General features: G+C 39.2%; 18 protein-coding genes. 12 read left to right on the plus strand and 6 right to left on the minus strand.

The genetic code is table 11. The features are described 5' to 3' along the window. Positions 1–4: 4 nt before the first annotated feature. The 11 genes from H5163_RS01980 to H5163_RS02030 all read left to right on the plus strand — a co-directional run bounded on the left by H5163_RS01980 (position 5) and on the right by H5163_RS02030 (position 8,806). Entirely contained in the window at positions 5–958 is a 954-nt protein-coding gene (locus H5163_RS01980) for a DUF523 and DUF1722 domain-containing protein (RefSeq protein WP_182734153.1), read from the plus strand. After that, positions 958–2,352 (plus strand): deoxyribodipyrimidine photo-lyase, encoded by a 1,395-nt coding sequence (gene phrB / locus H5163_RS01985; protein WP_182734155.1) that lies wholly within the window; start codon positions 958–960, stop codon positions 2,350–2,352. Before H5163_RS01980 ends, phrB begins: the two co-directional genes overlap by 1 nt. Position 2,353: 1 nt before the next feature. Next, on the plus strand, positions 2,354–2,782 hold the full coding sequence (locus H5163_RS01990; RefSeq protein ID WP_182734157.1) for a nuclear transport factor 2 family protein: 429 nt from the start codon (positions 2,354–2,356) through the stop codon (positions 2,780–2,782). Then, on the plus strand, positions 2,782–3,492 hold the full coding sequence (locus tag H5163_RS01995) for an SDR family NAD(P)-dependent oxidoreductase (protein ID WP_169018644.1): 711 nt from the start codon (positions 2,782–2,784) through the stop codon (positions 3,490–3,492). Before H5163_RS01990 ends, H5163_RS01995 begins: the two co-directional genes overlap by 1 nt. Beyond that, positions 3,489–4,745: an NAD(P)/FAD-dependent oxidoreductase gene (locus H5163_RS02000; RefSeq protein ID WP_182734158.1), complete on the plus strand. Its 1,257-nt coding sequence runs from the start codon at positions 3,489–3,491 to the stop codon at positions 4,743–4,745. The genes H5163_RS01995 and H5163_RS02000 overlap by 4 nt, the downstream gene beginning before the upstream one ends. Further along, positions 4,738–5,472 (plus strand): DUF1365 domain-containing protein, encoded by a 735-nt coding sequence (locus H5163_RS02005; RefSeq protein ID WP_145235849.1) that lies wholly within the window; start codon positions 4,738–4,740, stop codon positions 5,470–5,472. Before H5163_RS02000 ends, H5163_RS02005 begins: the two co-directional genes overlap by 8 nt. A 26-nt stretch (positions 5,473–5,498) precedes the next feature. Further along, complete coding sequence (locus H5163_RS02010) at positions 5,499–6,761, plus strand: cyclopropane-fatty-acyl-phospholipid synthase family protein (protein ID WP_145235846.1); 1,263 nt, start codon at positions 5,499–5,501, stop codon at positions 6,759–6,761. Next, positions 6,739–7,251 (plus strand): DUF2878 domain-containing protein, encoded by a 513-nt coding sequence (locus H5163_RS02015; RefSeq protein ID WP_145235843.1) that lies wholly within the window; start codon positions 6,739–6,741, stop codon positions 7,249–7,251. Before H5163_RS02010 ends, H5163_RS02015 begins: the two co-directional genes overlap by 23 nt. Positions 7,252–7,295: 44 nt before the next feature. Continuing rightward, on the plus strand, positions 7,296–7,787 hold the full coding sequence (locus H5163_RS02020) for a chalcone isomerase family protein (protein ID WP_145235840.1): 492 nt from the start codon (positions 7,296–7,298) through the stop codon (positions 7,785–7,787). A gap of 1 nt (position 7,788) precedes the next feature. Then, complete coding sequence (locus H5163_RS02025) at positions 7,789–8,322, plus strand: DUF3833 domain-containing protein (protein WP_145235836.1); 534 nt, start codon at positions 7,789–7,791, stop codon at positions 8,320–8,322. A 208-nt stretch (positions 8,323–8,530) separates the two neighbouring features. Beyond that, complete coding sequence (locus H5163_RS02030) at positions 8,531–8,806, plus strand: HU family DNA-binding protein (protein WP_145235830.1); 276 nt, start codon at positions 8,531–8,533, stop codon at positions 8,804–8,806. Between the two features lie 69 nt (positions 8,807–8,875). On the opposite strand, the gene ilvN is transcribed toward H5163_RS02030, so the two are convergent. Further along, a complete protein-coding gene (gene ilvN, locus H5163_RS02035) occupies positions 8,876–9,373 on the minus strand; it encodes an acetolactate synthase small subunit (RefSeq protein WP_149980181.1) in 498 nt (165 codons plus the stop codon). Continuing rightward, complete coding sequence (locus H5163_RS02040) at positions 9,373–11,097, minus strand: acetolactate synthase 3 large subunit (protein ID WP_145235824.1); 1,725 nt, start codon at positions 11,095–11,097, stop codon at positions 9,373–9,375. Before H5163_RS02040 ends, ilvN begins: the two co-directional genes overlap by 1 nt. A gap of 541 nt (positions 11,098–11,638) precedes the next feature. Here H5163_RS02040 and H5163_RS02045 point away from each other — a divergent pair. Continuing rightward, the gene (locus H5163_RS02045) at positions 11,639–14,671 is read left to right on the plus strand and encodes an immune inhibitor A domain-containing protein (RefSeq protein ID WP_182734160.1); all 3,033 of its coding nucleotides are present in this window, start codon (positions 11,639–11,641) and stop codon (positions 14,669–14,671) included. A 64-nt stretch (positions 14,672–14,735) separates the two neighbouring features. Here H5163_RS02045 and H5163_RS02050 read toward each other — a convergent pair whose 3' ends face one another. The 4 genes from H5163_RS02050 to xni all read right to left on the minus strand — a co-directional run bounded on the left by H5163_RS02050 (position 14,736) and on the right by xni (position 18,854). After that, entirely contained in the window at positions 14,736–15,743 is a 1,008-nt protein-coding gene (locus H5163_RS02050; RefSeq protein ID WP_182718661.1) for an isocitrate dehydrogenase, read from the minus strand. A gap of 185 nt (positions 15,744–15,928) precedes the next feature. Then, a complete protein-coding gene (locus H5163_RS02055) occupies positions 15,929–17,617 on the minus strand; it encodes a hypothetical protein (protein ID WP_182734162.1) in 1,689 nt (562 codons plus the stop codon). 10 nt (positions 17,618–17,627) lie between these two features. Further along, positions 17,628–18,011, minus strand: coding sequence for a DUF3192 domain-containing protein (locus H5163_RS02060; RefSeq protein WP_145235813.1), 384 nt, complete (start codon positions 18,009–18,011; stop codon positions 17,628–17,630). A gap of 69 nt (positions 18,012–18,080) precedes the next feature. Then, positions 18,081–18,854 (minus strand): flap endonuclease Xni, encoded by a 774-nt coding sequence (gene xni, locus H5163_RS02065; RefSeq protein WP_182734164.1) that lies wholly within the window; start codon positions 18,852–18,854, stop codon positions 18,081–18,083. Between the last annotated feature and the right edge of the window lie 13 nt (positions 18,855–18,867).

The raw sequence follows: 18,867 nt of genomic DNA on the forward strand, positions 1-18,867 counted from the left end.
GTATATGCAGCAATCGACTATTCAAATAGGCATAAGTGCATGCCTTGCAGGTGAGAAAGTTCGGTTTGATAGTGGCCATAAAAAATCAAATTTTTGCATGGATGAATTCGCAAAACATGTTGAATATAAACGCTTTTGTCCCGAAGTGGCGGTAGGTCTACCGATCCCAAGACCGACAATTAGACAAGTTAAAGTAGGCACAACTATTAAAGTGTGCCGTCCTGACGGCAGTGGTGATGTTGGCCCACAATTGACAGAATATGGTAAAAAAGTTGCCACAGAGCAGGCTGCACAATTAAGCGGCTTTGTTTTTTGTGCTAAAAGTCCAAGCTGCGGCATGGAACGGATCAAAATATATAATGAAGCAGGCACAGGTAATACATCTGAAGGCGTGGGTTTTTTTGCTGCGCAAATTATGGCTCACAACCCATTGTTACCGTGTGAAGAAAATGGTCGTTTAAATGATATGCACTTGCGTGAAAACTTTGTGATGCGAGTGTTTACTTATAAAAACTGGCAATTGTTGCGTCAACAACCAGCAACCCTGCATAGGTTAACGCAGTTTCATGCGCAATATAAGTATTTGTTAATGGCTCACAATTATCAGGCATATAAAGATCTTGGTAATTTACTGGGCACCTATGTTGGCGATGATTTTGAGCAGCTTGCTGACGATTATATTGCAGGTTTAATGGCAGCGCTGAAAAGACCTGCATCACGCAAAAATAACAGCAATACTTTAATGCACTTACAAGGCTACTTTAAAAAACATTTATCCAAAATTGAAAAAGAAGAGCTACGAGATGCAATTGATGAATATCGCTCAGGTTTAGTGCCGCTGTATGTACCGCTGACACTCTTAAAACATCATTTGAAAGTACATCCAAACGAATACTTAGCAAAGCAAGTTTATTTCAGCCCTTATCCTCACGAACTAAAATTACGCTACGGAATTTAATGAACACTGTATTTTGGTTTAGGCGCGATTTGCGCCTTTTTAATAATCATGCCCTTTATCAAGCAATCGACAATGGTTGTAAAGACGCTATATTTTTTATCACTGAGCAACAATGGCAACGCCATGGTGTTGCTTCAATACAAATTGATTTGCTAAAACGAAGGTTAAACTTCTTAGGTCAGTTACTAGCTGATAATGGCATCACCTTGCATATCATTGAAGAGGGTAATTACGCAGGATGTGTGCAGCAGTTAAGCGAGTTCTGCCAGCGACATTCAGTAACGCAGTTATTTGCCAATAAAGAATATGAAATTAATGAAGTTGAGCGCGATAACGCATTTTTACATCATGCTGATAAACTTAAAGTATCAGTTACCTTGTTTGATGGTGACGTGGTTGCACCGCCTGGAACGGTACTGAATCAAAGTGGTGAGATGTTTAAGGTGTTCACCCCTTTTAAAAATGCCTGGCTAAAGCAATATCAAGATACTCATTTTTATTTTCAAGCCCCCCCGACAATGTTTAGCCCAATACCTTGGCAAGGTTCAGCGTTACTTACCGTTGACGATTCCTCACATAAGTGGCCAGTTGATGATGCGTCATTAAGTCAAATCTGTGCCCGCTTTATCAGCGATAAATTACTCAGCTATAAAGATCAGCGAGATATTCCAAGTATTAAAGGCACATCAGGCTTAAGTCCGTATTTAGCTTTAGGAATTGTCAGCGTTCAGCAATTAATTGCTCTTGTACAGCAACAATATGTCGATGCTTTAAGTAGCTCTAAAAGCAATTTATTTACTTGGGTCAACGAGTTAGTGTGGCGTGAGTTTTATCGTCATTTAATTGTGGCTTATCCAAAACTTAATAAATATAACAACTTTAATGAGAAATATGACCCAGTAAAGTGGCGAACTGATGAGGCTGATTTTACTGCTTGGTGTGAAGGTAAAACAGGCTACCCGCTTGTTGATGCCGCTATGAGGCAGCTTATTCAAACTGGCTGGATGCATAATCGCTTACGAATGGTGGTTGCCAGTTTTCTTACCAAACACTTGTTAATTGATTGGCGTAAAGGTGAACGTTTCTTTATGCAGCATTTGATCGATGGCGATTTAGCGTCTAACAATGGCGGTTGGCAATGGGCTGCAAGTACCGGCTGCGATGCCCAGCCATACTTTAGAATATTCAACCCGATTACTCAAAGTGAGCGATTTGATCCTGATGGTCATTTTATTCGTAAGTATATACCGGAGTTGGAAAATGTGCCGAATAAGCAAATTCATTTTCCACATGAATATTTAGCGAAAAGCGGCAAAGCAAAAGCGGTTTATTGGCCAGCAATCGTTGATCATAAAACGGCTCGCTTACGAGCGCTTGATGCATTTAAGGTATGATATGAGCAACCACAGAACAGATAAATTTATCGCGATATACCAAAAGCTAAGTAAAGAAAATCTACATTTACTGAGTGATATTTATGCTGCAGACATTCACTTTTCTGATCCATTGCATGAAGTCGATGGTTTAGCTGACTTACATCAATATTTTGCTAAACTTTATAGTAATGTTATTGAATGCACGTTTGATATCAGTGACACTGTTAGTGTAGGCGATAATGCTTTTGTTTACTGGACTATGTATTATCGCCATCCAAAGCTTAGCAATGGCCAGCAAATAGCCGTAGCAGGCCATAGCAAGTTAACATTTACTGGTGACAAAATCAGCCTTCATAAAGACTACTTTGATGCTGGTGCATTACTTTATCGACATATCCCTATTCTCGGTTCAATTATTAAATACATAGATAATAAGGCAGCGGAATAATGATCACGCTTATAACAGGTGCAACATCAGGTATTGGTGAACAACTTGCGAAACTGTATGCGCAAGCCGGGGATACAGTGATCGCTTGTGGGCGTAACCAAGAAAAACTAAACGAACTTGCGCAACTAACGAATATTGAAAGTTGTCAGTTTGACGCTACTGATTTACAAGCAATACGAAGTAGCACTGTTGCTTATACGCAATTTGATCGCGTTATTCTTAATGCTGGCAATTGTGAGTATATCGATGATGCGCATAATTTTGACAGTGCATTGTTTACCCGCGTTGTTACTACTAATTTGCTTTCGATGGGTTATTGTCTTGAGGCTTTACTACCGAGGATAAAGTCCGGTGGTCAGTTGGTGATTGTCAGTTCAAGCGTAACTTATTTACCGTTACCGCGCTCTGAAGCATATGGCGCATCAAAAGCTGGGGTCAGTTACTTAGCAAAAAGTTTAGCCATTGATTTAGCTGATATTGACGTAACCTTAGTGCACCCAGGCTTTGTTAAAACACCGTTGACTCAAAAAAACGATTTTCCAATGCCAATGGCAGTTACTGCAGAAAAAGCGGCAAATTATATTATCAAAGGGGTCGCTAAGCGCCGCAAAGAGGTGCATTTTCCTTATCGTTTCACCCTTATTTTAAAATGTTTACGCATGTTGCCGCTGCCAATTTGGCTCATGCTTGCAAAAGGATTAAGTCGTTGAAAAAAATAGCAATTATAGGTTCTGGAATTGCAGGATTAAGCTGCGCGCATTTGTTGCACAAAAAGTATGATATTACGGTATTTGAAAAAAACAACTACATTGGTGGGCACACCGCAACGATAGATATACAGGTTGATGGTGTTAAGCATGCTATTGATACTGGCTTTATTGTTTTTAATGATCGCACTTACCCTTATTTTGAAAAGCTGTTAAAGCGCATCGGCGTTGAACGACAACCGACAGAAATGAGTTTTAGTGTGCATAATCAGCAAACTGGTTTTGAATACAATGGCCACACTTTTGCCAGTTTGTTTGCTCAAAAGCGCAATATATTTCGTCCGCGCTTTTGGAAGTTACTCAGTGATATTGTGCGTTTTAACACGTTGTGTAAAAAACTATATCATGACAACGACTACCAAAGTGAGCAGATGTTAGGTCAGTTGCTCGACCAACACGGTTTTAATGATTTTTTTCGTTACCATTATATTTTGCCAATGGGCGCGGCTATCTGGTCAACAAGTATTAAAGAAATGAGTAATGTAGGGGTTGAGTTTTTTGTAAAATTCTTTTTCAATCATGGCTTATTAGATATTACTAATCGTCCGCAGTGGTATGTTATTCCCGGTGGTTCAAGGGAATATATCAATCCATTGATCAGTGGTTTTAAAGATAAAATAAAATTGAACACGGATATACAGTCTATTTTTCGCACCCCAGAGCAGGTGTTGATCCGATTGAAAAATGGTACCGTTGAGCAATTTGATAAAGTTATTTTTGCTTGTCATTCTGATCAAGCTCTCGCTTTACTTGAAAACCCAAGCACTGATGAAAAAGCAATTTTATCAGCCATTCCCTACACTGAAAATTCAGTGATTTTGCATACTGACACTGCTTTGCTGCCAAAACGTAAAGCCGCATGGGCCAGTTGGAATTATCTACTTACCGATAATCTTGATAAAGCTGCTGTTGTGACTTATCAAATGAATATTTTGCAAGGCATAACAAGTAAAACGCAATTTTGTGTCACGCTTAATCACCGTGAGGGAATTGATAAAACTAAAATACTCCGAGAATTTACGTATCATCATCCAGTATTCAATAAAACGTCTATTGCTGCTCAGCAACAGAAACAGCTTATTGATGGAGCCAACAACAGTTATTTTTGTGGCGCTTATTGGTATAACGGATTTCACGAAGACGGCGTGAAAAGCGCTGTAGATGTTGCTCGCAAACTTGGGGTTGAATTTGAATAGTGCACTTTTAATCGGTGATGTTCGTCATCACCGATTAGCAATTAAAGCGCATAGCTTTAATTATCAGTTGTACATGATGTGGGTTGATCTTAATGCTCCTCAGCAACTTGATGGTGTTCACCCTTGGCTTGGAACAACAGGCTTTAAAGCACTTAAATTTAAACAATCAGATTATCTTAATCGTGATTTAGATACTCAACAACCAATCAAACAACGAGCAATTGATAAAATTGTCGAGCTGGGGATTACTGCTCCGTTTAGTAATGTTTATATGCTCGGACAGCTGCGCTGTTTTGGGGTGTATTTTAGCCCAGTTAACTTTTTCTTCTATGAAACGGCTGATGGCGATTTTCCCTATATGGTCGCTGAAGTGAGTAATACCCCCTGGAACGAGCGACACTATTACTTGGTTGATTTACACAAGAAAGTGAACTTTAAAAAGGCTTTCTCCGTATCACCATTTATGAATTTAGATATGGATTACCACTGGAAAGTGCGTTTAACAAAGCACAATACTATGATCCATATAGAAAATAAAAAAGATAATACGCTATTATTTACTGCCAGTTTGCGTTTACAACGCCAGTCACTCAGTCGTGCTGCGGTTACTGCGTTACTGAAACGTTTTCCTGCTATGACAATCACTGTGATGAAAGGAATTTACGTACAGGCGTTTAAACTATTTTGTAAGCGAGTGCCTTTTTTAGGTCACTCAGGCAAGAATTGATAAGCTAAAATAATGAAGGTCATGAGATGGAAAAAGTATCCAGTTTAGCTGATAACGCATCAAGTAGCTTGTTAAGTAAGCTGTATAAAAAGTTAGTCATTGGTGCGTTTGATAGCATTGAAGTCGGCGCGATTACCCTAGTTGATGGTAACGACGTTCAACACTTTGGTGATCCTCAAAGTCACTTGCAGGCTAAAGTAGTTGTTAATAATCCGGCAATGTATAAAGCATTTGCGCTCTCTGGCAGTGTCGGAGCTGGCGAAGCTTATATTTTAGGCCAGTGGGAATGTACTAACTTAACTCAGTTGATTGAAATTTTTGCCATTAATCAGGCTCAACTGGACCAATTTGAACGTAAGTTTGCGTTTATTAGTAATCTTTACAATCGAATAAACCACCGTAAAAACAAAAATTCTGAGCAAGGTTCAAAGAAAAACATTGTTGCTCATTACGATTTAGGCAATGAGTTGTATTCATCATTTTTAAGCACTGAAATGCTTTACTCAAGTGCTGTCTACCCATCAAAAGATGCTTCTCTTGAGCAAGCACAAAGCCATAAGCTTGATTTAATCTGCCAACAAGTAGATTTACAACCCGGTGAAACGGTTATTGAAATTGGCACAGGGTGGGGAGCGTTTGCCATTCATGCTGCAACACATTATGACTGCCACGTTACTACTACAACTATTTCTGATGAGCAACATGCGTTTGTGGCAGAAAAAATTACCCAGTTGGGGCTTGAAGATAAGATAACCTTATTGAAACAAGATTATCGTTTACTCGAAGGCAGTTACGATAAGCTCGTGTCAATAGAAATGATAGAAGCGGTTGGTCATGAATACCTACCCAGCTTTTTCAAAAAATGTAATGACTTACTCAAAGACAGTGGTGCAATGCTGATCCAAGCAATCACAATTGCTGATCAACGCTATCAACATTACCTGAAAAATTCTGATTTTATTCAGCAGTATATTTTCCCTGGTGGTTGTTTACCGTGTATTGATGAAATGAATAAGCAAATAAAAAATCAATCAGACATGGTGGTACACAGTATTAGCGATATCGGCGTTCATTATGCAAGAACCTTAGCTGATTGGCGCACACGGTTTATTGCAAGCTGGCCAGAAATCGACAAAGTTAAGTTCGACCAGCGTTTTTATCGATTGTGGTTATTTTACTTAGCTTACTGTGAAGGCGCATTTAGGGCGCGAGTAACCAGTACAGTGCATTTAGTTGCTCGTAAACCGCGTTTTAACCATTCAAGTGATGACATTGCGCTCAGTTATTAATTTTTTGCTGTTTCAAGGAGTGTGGTTTTTAGCATTATTCCTTGAGCAGCGCGCTATTATACCGATTTTATTAATCATCATACTAATGCTATGCCTGTCGCAGCAAAAGCAACAAGATATGCTGTTACTGTGCTATGGCTTAATGATCTCGTTAAGCTTTGAATATTTGATGGTTGAGGTTGGCTTTTTATCTTTTAGTATATCCCCTTTTCCATTGTGGTTTATATTACTTTGGTGTGCCTTACTCTTAACCATCAATACGTCAATGCAATTTTTGCATCGCACGCCTTGGTATTTAGCGATGTTGCTCTGTGCTGTTTTTGCCCCCGCAAGTTATATTGCTGGTGCACGCTTTGGGGCGTTAGAGGTTCATCCTGTAGTTTGGCAATTTTGGCTTATATATGGTTTTGCTTGGTCGCTTATGTTCAATTTTATCAGGATGATAAACACATATAGCAAAAAGTACCTGTTAGTTTCTGAACACAAATGAGCATACAGGTGTAACTATTTAACTTAGAAATTTGGAGTCCGGTAATGATAGCAAGATTAACTAAAGGGCTAATCATTTTAATTGTATTGATATGCAGCCGAAGCTTTGCAGCTGATTTTAAAGTGGTCGGTGAGGCTCGTTTTGAGTATCTATTTTGGGATGTCTATCAGGCGCAGTTAGCAACCCCATCTGGGACCTATCAGTTTGGTAATCACCCCACTAAACTGACATTGACCTATTTACGCGATTTTGCTGCAAAGGACATAATCAAAGCGACAAACGAACAATGGCAGCATTTGGGTAAAAAAGAGATTATTAGTAAATACGATGCACAGTTAGCTGCGCTTTGGCCAGATATCAAAAAAGGTGAATCGCTATCGTTCATTACGGATGAAAATGGTATTGGCACATTTTATTTTAATGGTAAAAAGTTAGGGGCTATAGAGCAAAATGGTTTTGCGGATAACTTCTTAGCTATTTGGCTTGACGCCGATACCTCTGAGCCACAAATGCGAAAACAACTAATAGGGCAATAACATGAAGCGAATTACTACATTATTTTTACTTAGTTGCACATTTTTATTAAGCAGTTGTGCTGCGCCAGATGTTGAGTATTACCAAGGAAGTCAGCCAGAATTTAATTTTAAACAATTTTTTAGTGGCAAATTGAAAGCCTACGGCGTTGTCCAAGATTATAAAGGTGAATTAACCCGTAAGATGGTTGTTGACATGAATGCGAGCTGGGATGGCAATAACGGTGTTATAGAGGAAGATTTTGTTTACGATGACGGTGAAACTCAACGTCGAGTGTGGAACATAACACTCAATGCAGACAATACTTTAACTGGCACTGCAGGTGATGTCATAGGTATCGCTAAAGGGAAAAGTAATGGCAGTGTTTTTCATTGGCAATATACCCTAAAACTACCTTATGGAGATGACACCATTGAAGTTAATTTAGATGATTGGATGTATCTGGTAACACAATCACGCTTGATTAACCGTACAGCTATTGATAAGTTTGGCATTGAGGTTGGGGAAGTAACCTTAGTTATCGAAAAAGTTGATTGATCAACAAATTACCATATTGATTTACTAAATAGTGCTTAAGTTCATTGTTGGTTAATCTTTAAATCAATATTTATTTCGGCAATTATTTAAAATTTACTCATTTTTTAAGAATTTACGTGAAAAAAGCATTTTGCTGTTGCCAATACTTAAAAAATGCATAAAGATAGGTTTTGCGAAGGCAAAATAATAACGAATAGGAATTTAACAAATGAATAAAGCTCAATTAGTTGAAAAAATCGCTACTGATGCAGAAATCTCTAAAGCAGCAGCTACACGCGCACTTGACGCATTCACTGGTGCTGTTACTTCTTCTTTAAAAGAAGGTAATTCAGTTGCACTAGTTGGTTTTGGAACTTTCTCTGTAAAAGAGCGTGCTGCACGTACTGGCCGTAATCCACAAACTGGTGCCGAAATCCAAATTTCAGCGGCAACTATCCCAAGCTTTAAAGCAGGTAAAGGTCTTAAAGATCAAGTTAATCCTTAATCAATTAGATTGGTTAAATAAAAAAGGGCTGATTAGCCCTTTTTTTGTATCTGCTCATTAATCTAAGGTTTAAGCTTTTAGTGCTTTATCACCGCGGCCAATACCTACCGCACCAGAGCGTACAACTTCAATTATGTCAGTCTCATGGCGTAAGGTATCTAAAAACGATTCAATTTTATCTGTGCTACTAACAAGCTGCAATGTGTAGCTGTTGCGACCCATGTCTAAAATAGCACCTTGGAATACATCTACCACCCGTGTTACTGCAGCTCGCTTAGCTTCATCTTGAGCGAATACTTTTACTAATAGCAGCTCACGTTCAATATGCGCCATTTCAGTTAGATCAATAATTTTTAATACATCAACTAATTTATTTACCTGTTTAGTGATTTGCTCAACCACACGGTCATCACCCATGGTAGTGATAGTAATACGTGATAAAGAATGATCGTCTGTTGTGCCAACTGTTAAACTATCAATGTTATAAGCTCGTTGTGAGAATAGGCCAACAATACGCGATAATGACCCTGGTTCATTCTCAAGTAAAATAGATAATATACGACGCATTATGCTTTCACTCCTTTACGTAACCACATTTCATCAACTGCTCCAAGCTTAATTTGCATTGGGTATACATGTTCATTTTCATCAACAAGAATATCTAAAAACACTAAACGGTCAGTGATCGACATGGCTTTATCGATTGCGGGCTGTAGTTCATCAAGAGTATTAACGCGAATACCGACATGGCCATAACTTTCAGCAAGTTTGACGAAATCAGGTAACGATTCCATATACGACGATGAGTGACGACCGCCATAGACCATATCTTGCCATTGACGCACCATACCCAGAGAGCGATTATTCAGTGACACCACTTTTACAGCCAAGTTATATTGTAAACATGTCGAAAGTTCTTGAATGTTCATTTGAATCGAACCATCACCGGTGACACACACTGATTCTTTATCCGGGAACGCAAGTTTCACTCCCATTGCCGCTGGCAGACCAAAGCCCATAGTGCCAAGACCCCCTGAGTTGATCCATTGGCGCGGGTTTTTAAACGGGTAGTACTGCGCCGCAAACATCTGATGCTGACCTACATCAGAGCTTATATAGGCATCACCATTGGTGGCTTTATAAATTGCTTCAATGACGGCCTGAGGTTTTATTTTATCGCCCGCAGTGCTGTAGCTTAAACATTTTTGTTCACGCCAGCTAATGATCTGACGCCACCAATCTTCTTGAGCACTACGATCAATTTTGATTGGACTTTTATCTATGGCTGTTTGTAATTGCTCAAGTACGGTTGATAAACAACCGACGACTGGAATGTGAGCTTTGATCGTCTTTGAAATAGAGGTTGGATCAACATCAACATGAACAATCGTCGCATTGGGACAGAATTTCTTCACGTTATTGGTTACCCTGTCATCAAATCTGGCGCCCAGAGCTAAGATCACATCGGCATTTGCCATCGCCTTATTTGCTTCAAGGCTCCCGTGCATACCTAGCATACCAACGAAATTAGGGTGAACACCGGAAATACCCCCCAATCCCATTAAGGTATTAGTTATTGGTGCATTGAGTGATTCAACCAAATGAGTCAGTTGCTCTGAAGTGTTAGAAATAATAATCCCGCCGCCTGAGTAAATGACCAGTTTTTTAGCTTCTAAAATAGCGGCAACGGCTTTGCGAATTTGCTTTGGGTGGCCTTTGGTATTTGGACTATAGGTTCTCAGCTCTGTGGTTGCTGGAAACTCAAAATCAAATTTAAGTGCAGGGTTTAACATATCTTTTGGCAGTTCTACGACCACAGGGCCTGGGCGTCCAGTACTTGCAATATAAAATGCTTTAGCCAAAATTTTAGGAATATCTTTTGCGCTACGACAGTTAAAACTGTGTTTTACGATTGGCCGAGAGCAACCAACAATATCGGTTTCTTGAAATGCATCATCACCAATTAAGTTAGTCGGCACTTGACCGGATAGCACTACCATAGGGATAGAATCCATATAGGCTGTAGCGATCCCCGTTATACAGTTTGTCGCACCTGGACCTGATGTTGCTAATACTACGCCCACTTCACCTGTGGCACGTGCATAACCATCAGCCATATGGGTTGCTGCTTGCTCATGACGAACTAAAATATGCTCAACATCATCTTGCTGAAATAATGCGTCATAAAGATCTAATACTGAGCCACCGGGGTAGCCAAATATATATTTTACCTTCAATGCCTTTAATGCCTGAACAACTAGTTCGGAGCCATTATATTGTTGTGTACTCATCCTCATTCCTCTGTGTGCCAGTTACCGATTGATTATTATCATGAGTAATAATGTGCTATTGCACGCACTCCCCATTTATTCTGTGCAATTACCGTATAATTTAAATGCATAAAAAAACCCCCGCTTAGGGCGGGGGTTTTTAAAAAGCTATTTCACCTTCTAATACATCCCCGCTGGGCTTAAAACTAAGACCAGTACGAGTACAGTGACTAGGTGAAATTGATATTTCATAATGTTATTTTTCTTCTCGGTATTTGTTATGTAAATTTTAATGAGTTATTGCGCCGTAATAGCCAAAAACACACTAAGTCTACTAATTCAATAGCCTTATTTTTAAAGGTTTTGCCAGCTAATGTCAACAGCCAAAACGGCAATGTTGCATTAAAATTCCAAATTAATTGTTTTTCTACTTAAAAATTGCTTTAGATCGCATTATTAACCGTGGAAAATAAAGAAATTATGCTTTTTGATTTGTTGGGGTATTCAAGGTGTACCTATAACTGTAATGTAAGTATATAAATTATTAGCTATTATTATCTTTATGAAGTTGTTGATAGGTGATCCTGTGAAATACTCACAATTGTTATGTGCACTGACTTTGGTATTGTTAAGTCAACATAGTGTGGCAATACCACAAAATAGTAGCCCAACTGATATTGGTGTCGTTAATAAAGAGCGAATTTTATATTGGTTAGATAAACGCGGGCAGCTTGACGATAAAATAGCGAATGATAAATTATTATCTGATTATATTGGCCGTGGTGGATCAGTGCATTCACGTCGGCAACTAAACCCTCAAGTTTTAACTCAACAACGAAAAATGGCTCAGCGCTTAGCGAGTGTGTCTTCGCAGTTACCTAATTCGAAAAAAAATACCGTAAAAGTGTTGGCTATATTGGTTGATTTTCCTGACTTACCTCATGATGATAATGGCTTAGCCGCAGCTGACAGCGATATGTACTACTCAAGCTATAGTCAGCAGCATTACCAACAAATGTTATTCGCTACTGATGGTTACTCAGGACCTCAGCAGCAAACTTTGCAAACAGCATATCAATATTATCAGCAAGCCTCAGGGGAAAGCTTAGCATTTACGGGTCAAGTTTATGGCTGGGTAACAGCCGATAATGATGCGAAAAGTTATGGGGCTCGCCAAGGGGGAAATAATGATATTGATGCACCAAGTTTAGTGCATGAAGCGGTAGAAAAAGCCGTAGCCAAATTTAATATTAATTTAGCCGATTATGATTTAACAGATTTGGATGATCGTGATGGTGATGGGATCACCAATGAACCTGATGGCATTATTGACCATGTTATGATTTTCCACTCGAGTATAGGTGAGGAAGCCGGCGGTGGTATATTGGGTACAGATGCAATTTGGTCACATCGTTTTTATGTGTACGATCAAAACAATCAGCCAAGTGCGGTTGAAGGCAGTAGTATTCGTTTATTTGGTTATACTATCAATCCTATCGACGCTGGTATTGGTGTGGTGGTACATGAGTTTGGTCACGACTTAGGTTTGCCTGATGAATATGATTTAACCGGCAGTGCGCTTGGTGAGCCTGTGGCATTATGGTCAGTTATGTCTGGTGGTAGTTGGGCAGGCTCACCTAGCGGTTCACAGCCGGTGATGTTCAGTCCTTATGCACTCGAATATTTACAAAACCGTTATCAAGGAAACTGGCTTAATCAAACGACGATATCGTTAGACGAAATCGATACCAATCAACAGCAAATACTTCGCCATAGTAGTGGGGTATCAACTGAATTAAACCAGTTGAAAATCACCCTGCCAACTAATTTACAGCCGTTTTATCAAGCGGTAGAAGGGCACTTGCAATATTACTCTGGCAGTGGCGATAATGTTTCACAAAGTATGACATTTACAGTTAATATACCTGCAAGTACGCAGCCTACTTATCTTGATTTAAGTGCTTATTACAGCATTGAAGCGCATTATGATTATGCTCAAGTATTAGTAAACGCCCAACCTATTGCGTCGCAATATACCCAAGCGGTTAATCCATTTTATGGAGACATTGGTCCATATATAACAGGGTCTTCAAGTTCAGTAAATGACGCTCAGCAGCCGAATAATTATTTACGGCATCGTTTTGATTTATCAGCTTATGCTGGTCAAACAATTACGCTTAGTTTTAACTATAAAACGGACACTTATACTCATTATTTTGGTCTAGTTGTTGATGATATGACCATTAGCCAAGGTGATACTTTCGTTTGGCAAGATAATGCAGAGCAGTCAACACAAGCACAACTTGATGGCTTTAGCCGAGTGGGGGATCACATCTATACAAAACCACACAATTACTATCTACAGTTACGTAGTTATTTAGGAATTGATAGTGGTTTACAAGTTGAGCAGTATTCACCGGGTTTATTACTTTGGTCTGCTAATGAACAGTATACAGATAATAATACTCCTGAGCATATTGGCGAAGGGTTTATACTGGTTGTTGATGCCGATCAAAATGCCATTGCAAAAGGTAACAGCAGCGTACCTGCAAGTACTACGATTCAGTTAAGAGATGCTGCTTTTAGTCTTTATGATCAGCGCCAGGGTTTAGGCGATACGCAGTTAGCAGCAATCACTGAGTTTAATGATAATAATGATTACAGTTTTGCCACGCAACCGGCCTCTGGTGTAAAAGTTTCACAGTTTGGTTTTAGTTTTTCTATTGTTGAGCAAGCGATTAATAATAGCTCAATTGAATTGAATTTAGGCTATACACCACAGTCTGGGATCAATGTAATTACTAATGATCTCGAAGCGAGTTTTGAAATTAAAGGAATGGCGTTGACCCCAACCGATAGTTTTAACTGGCAGTTTGGGGATGGCCAAAGCAGTGATGAATTGAATCCAAGTCATACATTTGCCGATTATGGTAGTTACACTGTGGGTTTTACTCGTACTAATGAACAAGGGCAGCAGTTTCAAGAATCGATGACTTTTGTGCTTACTGCGCCGCTATCAATTTCCAGTGTGGATACCAATATAGAGAAAGGCAATGTAACTGCAAAAGTCACTGTATCAGGTGGTCAAGCACCTTATGACTATGCATGGCAATTAGGTGATGGCTCAACTGCGAAAGGGCAGAGCATTAACCACCGCTATGAATACAGTGGCGATTATACCTTGAGCGTTATTGTAACTGATGCAAATGGCGCTATGCAGTCTTTTGCAACCCAAGTGTCGGCAGATGTATTACTTACAACACAGGCCAGTTACAGTGCAAAAGATTTGCTGGTTAATTTTAACAGTGATACCAAAGGCGGGTTTAATAATTACACTTACAGCTGGGATTTTGGAGATGGCAATGCTGTAAGCCAACAGGCTAATCCTACACACACTTATAGCCAAGCGGGAAGTTATGTGGTGACACTGACCGTGACTGATACCTCTGAAAATGGCATAAAAAACACCTTACCTGCTAGCAAGCTTACTGTAACAGTGCAAAAACAAGTTGCCAGTTCAGGCTCCAGCGGTGGAAGTCTATTTTGGTTATTGTTACTGCTACCGCTCAGTTTTCGAACAAAGATGCAAGCATAAACTAAGTGACAAAAAAGCCAGTAAATACTGGCTTTTATTATAATGCTAATAATCTAGGTTTGGTTTATAAACGGTCGATAACAGCTTGTGTGAAGTCAGTAGTACCGTGACTGCCACCTAAATCGCGAGTGGTACGATCACCCGATTTAATTACGTCAGCTACAGCACTGCGAATACGCTCTGCAGTTTCGCCCATTTCTAAATGCTCTAACATTTGAATAGATGCCAAAATAACAGAGGTTGGATTTGCTAAGTTTTTACCAGCAATATCAGGTGCGCTGCCATGAACTGCTTCAAAGATTGCTGCATCTTCACCGATGTTAGCGCCAGGTGCCATACCTAAGCCGCCTACTAGACCAGCACATAGATCAGATAAAATATCACCAAACAGGTTTGTAGTAACGATAACGTCAAACTCTTCAGGGCTCATTACCAGTTTCATACAGGTTGCATCAACAATCATTTCAGTTGATTCAATTTCAGGATAACGTTCCGCAACTTCACGAGCTACTTTTAAGAATAAACCTGAAGTTGATTTTAAGATGTTAGCTTTGTGAACCGCTGTCACTTTTTTACGGCCTTCACGCACGGCTAGTTCGTAGGCAAAAGTAACAATTTTTTCAGCACCTTCACGGGTGATCATAGACATTGCTTGTGCTTCGTTGCCATCTTCTGATGTCACTTGGCCTAAACCTGAATACATACCTTGCGTATTTTCACGTACCGTGATGATATCAATGTCTTCATAACGAGCTTTGGTGCCAACAAATGATTTTACTGGGCGTACATTGGCATATAAACCAAACTGCTTTCGTAATGTTACATTGATTGAAGTAAAACCTTCACCAACAGGAGTTGTTAGTGGGCCTTTAAGAGTGATTTTATTACGCGCAATAGTATCAATGGTATCTTGTGGTAATAATTCACCGGTTTTTTCTAAGGCAGCAAGACCTGCATCAACGAATTCATAATCAAAATCGCACCCTGCGGCTGTTAAGATCTCAAGGGCTGAATCAATAATACTCGGACCGATGCCGTCGCCTTTGATCACTGTGATGGTTTGTTTGGCCATGAACTTTTCCTATTACGAGTTAGAAATGCACGTAAATGTGACGCATTATTAAACTGCGATAACTTGTTAGATTATTTACGTGAATGAGTTTGAAAATACAAGCGGCTTTTATAGCAATTTATTCAACTTTTTGCCAGTAAAACCCACGAAAACGCACTAAATTAGTCACTATGTCTAATAAATATTCATACGCTATTGCTTAAACCTAGGCTTGGAAGCTGCGCATAAAAATCCTCGCTGGACTGCCAATCTAAGCGTTTTAATACTTGGTCAAAAGTGTGTGTTTGCCAACTACTTTGTATTGCGTTGGGTTGATACACCTTAATAACGACGAGTTTTATTGCAACCCATAATTGTGCTGCTGCAGATAAGTGTTGTTTTTTTTGCTGCTCAGCATCTAAAAGCGCTTGTGTCCATGGGTTGTCACCAAGCAATTCAAGTAAATAAGCCGATAAATGCCCACTGTCATGAATCGTGACACCAAATAGCCACGCAAAGGGCATACTTACATCACTTTTAGGTGAGTGTTCATACACTGTCTTACGGCTAATTGTGGTGCTACAGTATTCAATCAAATAATTAACGTAACCATAAATAGGCAGAGCTAGGTGCTCGAACTGGTTGTGTTGATCACGACTTACCAGTTGGTTTAATAAACTTATTATTGCCTGTAAACGTAATTGTATATGTTGCATTAATGGATGCGCTTGGTGGCTTACTAATTGCTCAAAGAGCACCCGTTGAATGATTGCTGGCGCATTATATAAGCCGACCATTGATAAACAATGGCGTAAATCTTTGCCTGCTAGCTGCTCTTTATTATAAGGCTTCACTGCTTCACGAAGTAACTCTATTGTCGCTGGATGATTGTTGAGTAATTTAGCAAGGGCACTGTATGAGTATTCCTTTTGTATTTTAACTTGGCTTATCAACATTAGTAATTGTTGTTTTTCAACGTTTACAATTTCAATAGCGGGAGCTATGTGTTCATTGAACCATACGCTAAACAATAATCGCTTGTCTTTACTTGGGCGTTGTTTTGAATGCGATTCTAGCTTTGCCTTAACACTATACCATTTGGTTTTTTGCTGCTCATGCAACGCAATTAATAAATCCCGTTGCTGGTGGTTTTTACCAATATACGTGAGCTGCTGATCGCTATAATTAACTAAAGAGCCTGGCAGGTAAGGGCCAAAATGACCGATTAATGCTTTTAATGCTTGTTGGGCAAACAGGTTGGGAGTACGGATATAAATATCAGCCACTGCTTTATAGATGTCGATATGATCATTTTGGGTACGATAAGTGATGTTCATCGCAATAATATTTGCTAACGCAACTAACGTCGTTGGTCCATCATAGATCATGATTTTTGGCGTGCTTAGCAAGGCCTGCTTATACTTATTTAAGCGCGCTAAAATACCCGCAATATGATCAGTGGCAATGTTAGCTGATTGCAGTAACTTAACTGCTAGCTGATGACGCGACTGCCATTGCTTTTTTTCTTGTTGGGTAAGAGGTTGGCGCAGGGCCAACTTATTGGTTTGTGTTTGCACACATAAATAGTTAGTTAAACACACACAAATAAGCAATTGGCTGATTTTACTGTCGTAACTTAAACTGCGACAAAATGCGGCGACAATGACACATTGATTGACTACTAAGTTGGTTGTATAACCTTGTGTTTCTGCATATAGAGTAAGTTGGGCTTGCATTGCATTTGGATGTGAATCATAGAGTTTATAATATTGCTCAGCCAGTTGTGTTAACAGCGGATAAATTTGTGGCCACTGACTTCTATTATGATAAAACCTTAATAATTTGTCAGTCTTTTCAAATAGGCTGGCAAGATCTTGTGCGCAGAGTTCATCCATAAATAATCAATTACCCGCGTTGCTCAAATGCATCAAATGCACTTGGTCCCCACAAAATCAATTCGCCATTTTTAAACAGTAAACCAGTACACTCATCCATAGTCGTGATCCCATCTGATTTGATATGTTGAGTACGGTAAAAAATAATTTGCCATACCTCTTCGTTATCACGTTTAGCGAATGTTAGATCTGGACTGCCTAAATACTCTAATACAGTGTTTAAGTTAGTCGGTGTTTCGATACTTAATTTAGCAATATAACGTTTATTGAACGCTTCTCGGTCCTGCCATATCATCGCTTGCGGATCATCTTTATAAAAAGTAATGACCAAAGTAGCGATTAAGGCATATACACCTAAACCTAATATGAGATAGCGAAAAAACTTCTTAAACATTGTGCACTCTTACGCTGAGACTTAAATTCAGTATACGCATAGTTCAAATTCAGTGCTACGTGAATGCGATTAATTGAGTCTTAACTGCTTTAAACTAAAGCCTAAGTTAATATCTGTACGTAAACCAACCAAATGTTTCGAGGTAATATAGTCAGCCATTCCTGTTGCTAACTTTTTACGTACTGCTGCAGAGAGCGTTTCATCCTCTATTGCGAATGTTATATCTGCGTGCTTACTAATAATCTCTTGTGCTGTTTTAGTACCAATTCCCTTAATACCGGGGATATCATTAGTTTTATCACCAGCCATTGCCCAAAAATCTATTAATCGAGCTTGCTCAACACCAAAACGTTGTACGATAGAGTGATGATCTAAATATTCTTTTTTAAAATAATCATACACATTAATATAATTATTTAAACTAGGTAGAAACCCTTTATCAGTGGAAACAATTGTACAATACAACTGATTTTGCGCCATTTTATGGGCTAACGTGGCGATAATATCATCAGCTTCATCATTTACTGGGGCAAACACCACAATACCCGTTTGCTCAATTGCCTGTTTAAATTTATCTAATGAATTTTTCAGAGTTTCAGGCATGGGGGCACGGCTGCTTTTATATTGAGCGTAATAATGATAACGCCAGCTTTTATCACCATCAAATACAGCAATAGCATGTGTTGCTTGGGTGATCTTTATAAGTTTTTCACAAGCGTGAGCTACCCGCGCGCAGCAGGTATTTATCATTTGCTCATCATTGCCTTTATTTTGATTACTATCAACTGCATAAATGCGCCTAATTAAATTAAGCGCATCGATTAAAAGTAACTGACCTGACACGAATACATTAACC

Source organism: Pseudoalteromonas sp. SG44-8, from assembly GCF_014164125.1.
Classification (GTDB): Bacteria; Pseudomonadota; Gammaproteobacteria; order Enterobacterales; family Alteromonadaceae; genus Pseudoalteromonas; species Pseudoalteromonas rhizosphaerae.

Excerpts from the sequence above, each read along its gene's own strand:
- H5163_RS02020 (WP_145235840.1), top strand. The coding sequence starts at position 7,296 with ATGATAGCAAGATTAACTAAAGGGCTAATCATTTTAATTGTATTGATA.
- phrB (WP_182734155.1), top strand. The coding sequence starts at position 958 with ATGAACACTGTATTTTGGTTTAGGCGCGATTTGCGCCTTTTTAATAAT.
- H5163_RS02010 (WP_145235846.1), top strand. The coding sequence starts at position 5,499 with ATGGAAAAAGTATCCAGTTTAGCTGATAACGCATCAAGTAGCTTGTTA.
- H5163_RS02055 (WP_182734162.1), bottom strand. The coding sequence starts at position 17,617 with ATGGATGAACTCTGCGCACAAGATCTTGCCAGCCTATTTGAAAAGACT.
- H5163_RS01990 (WP_182734157.1), top strand. The coding sequence starts at position 2,354 with ATGAGCAACCACAGAACAGATAAATTTATCGCGATATACCAAAAGCTA.
- H5163_RS02050 (WP_182718661.1), bottom strand. The coding sequence starts at position 15,743 with ATGGCCAAACAAACCATCACAGTGATCAAAGGCGACGGCATCGGTCCG.
- H5163_RS01995 (WP_169018644.1), top strand. The coding sequence starts at position 2,782 with ATGATCACGCTTATAACAGGTGCAACATCAGGTATTGGTGAACAACTT.
- H5163_RS02045 (WP_182734160.1), top strand. The coding sequence starts at position 11,639 with ATGAAGTTGTTGATAGGTGATCCTGTGAAATACTCACAATTGTTATGT.
- H5163_RS02025 (WP_145235836.1), top strand. The coding sequence starts at position 7,789 with ATGAAGCGAATTACTACATTATTTTTACTTAGTTGCACATTTTTATTA.
- H5163_RS02030 (WP_145235830.1), top strand. The coding sequence starts at position 8,531 with ATGAATAAAGCTCAATTAGTTGAAAAAATCGCTACTGATGCAGAAATC.
- H5163_RS02060 (WP_145235813.1), bottom strand. The coding sequence starts at position 18,011 with ATGTTTAAGAAGTTTTTTCGCTATCTCATATTAGGTTTAGGTGTATAT.
- H5163_RS02015 (WP_145235843.1), top strand. The coding sequence starts at position 6,739 with ATGACATTGCGCTCAGTTATTAATTTTTTGCTGTTTCAAGGAGTGTGG.
- H5163_RS01980 (WP_182734153.1), top strand. The coding sequence starts at position 5 with ATGCAGCAATCGACTATTCAAATAGGCATAAGTGCATGCCTTGCAGGT.
- H5163_RS02040 (WP_145235824.1), bottom strand. The coding sequence starts at position 11,097 with ATGAGTACACAACAATATAATGGCTCCGAACTAGTTGTTCAGGCATTA.
- ilvN (WP_149980181.1), bottom strand. The coding sequence starts at position 9,373 with ATGCGTCGTATATTATCTATTTTACTTGAGAATGAACCAGGGTCATTA.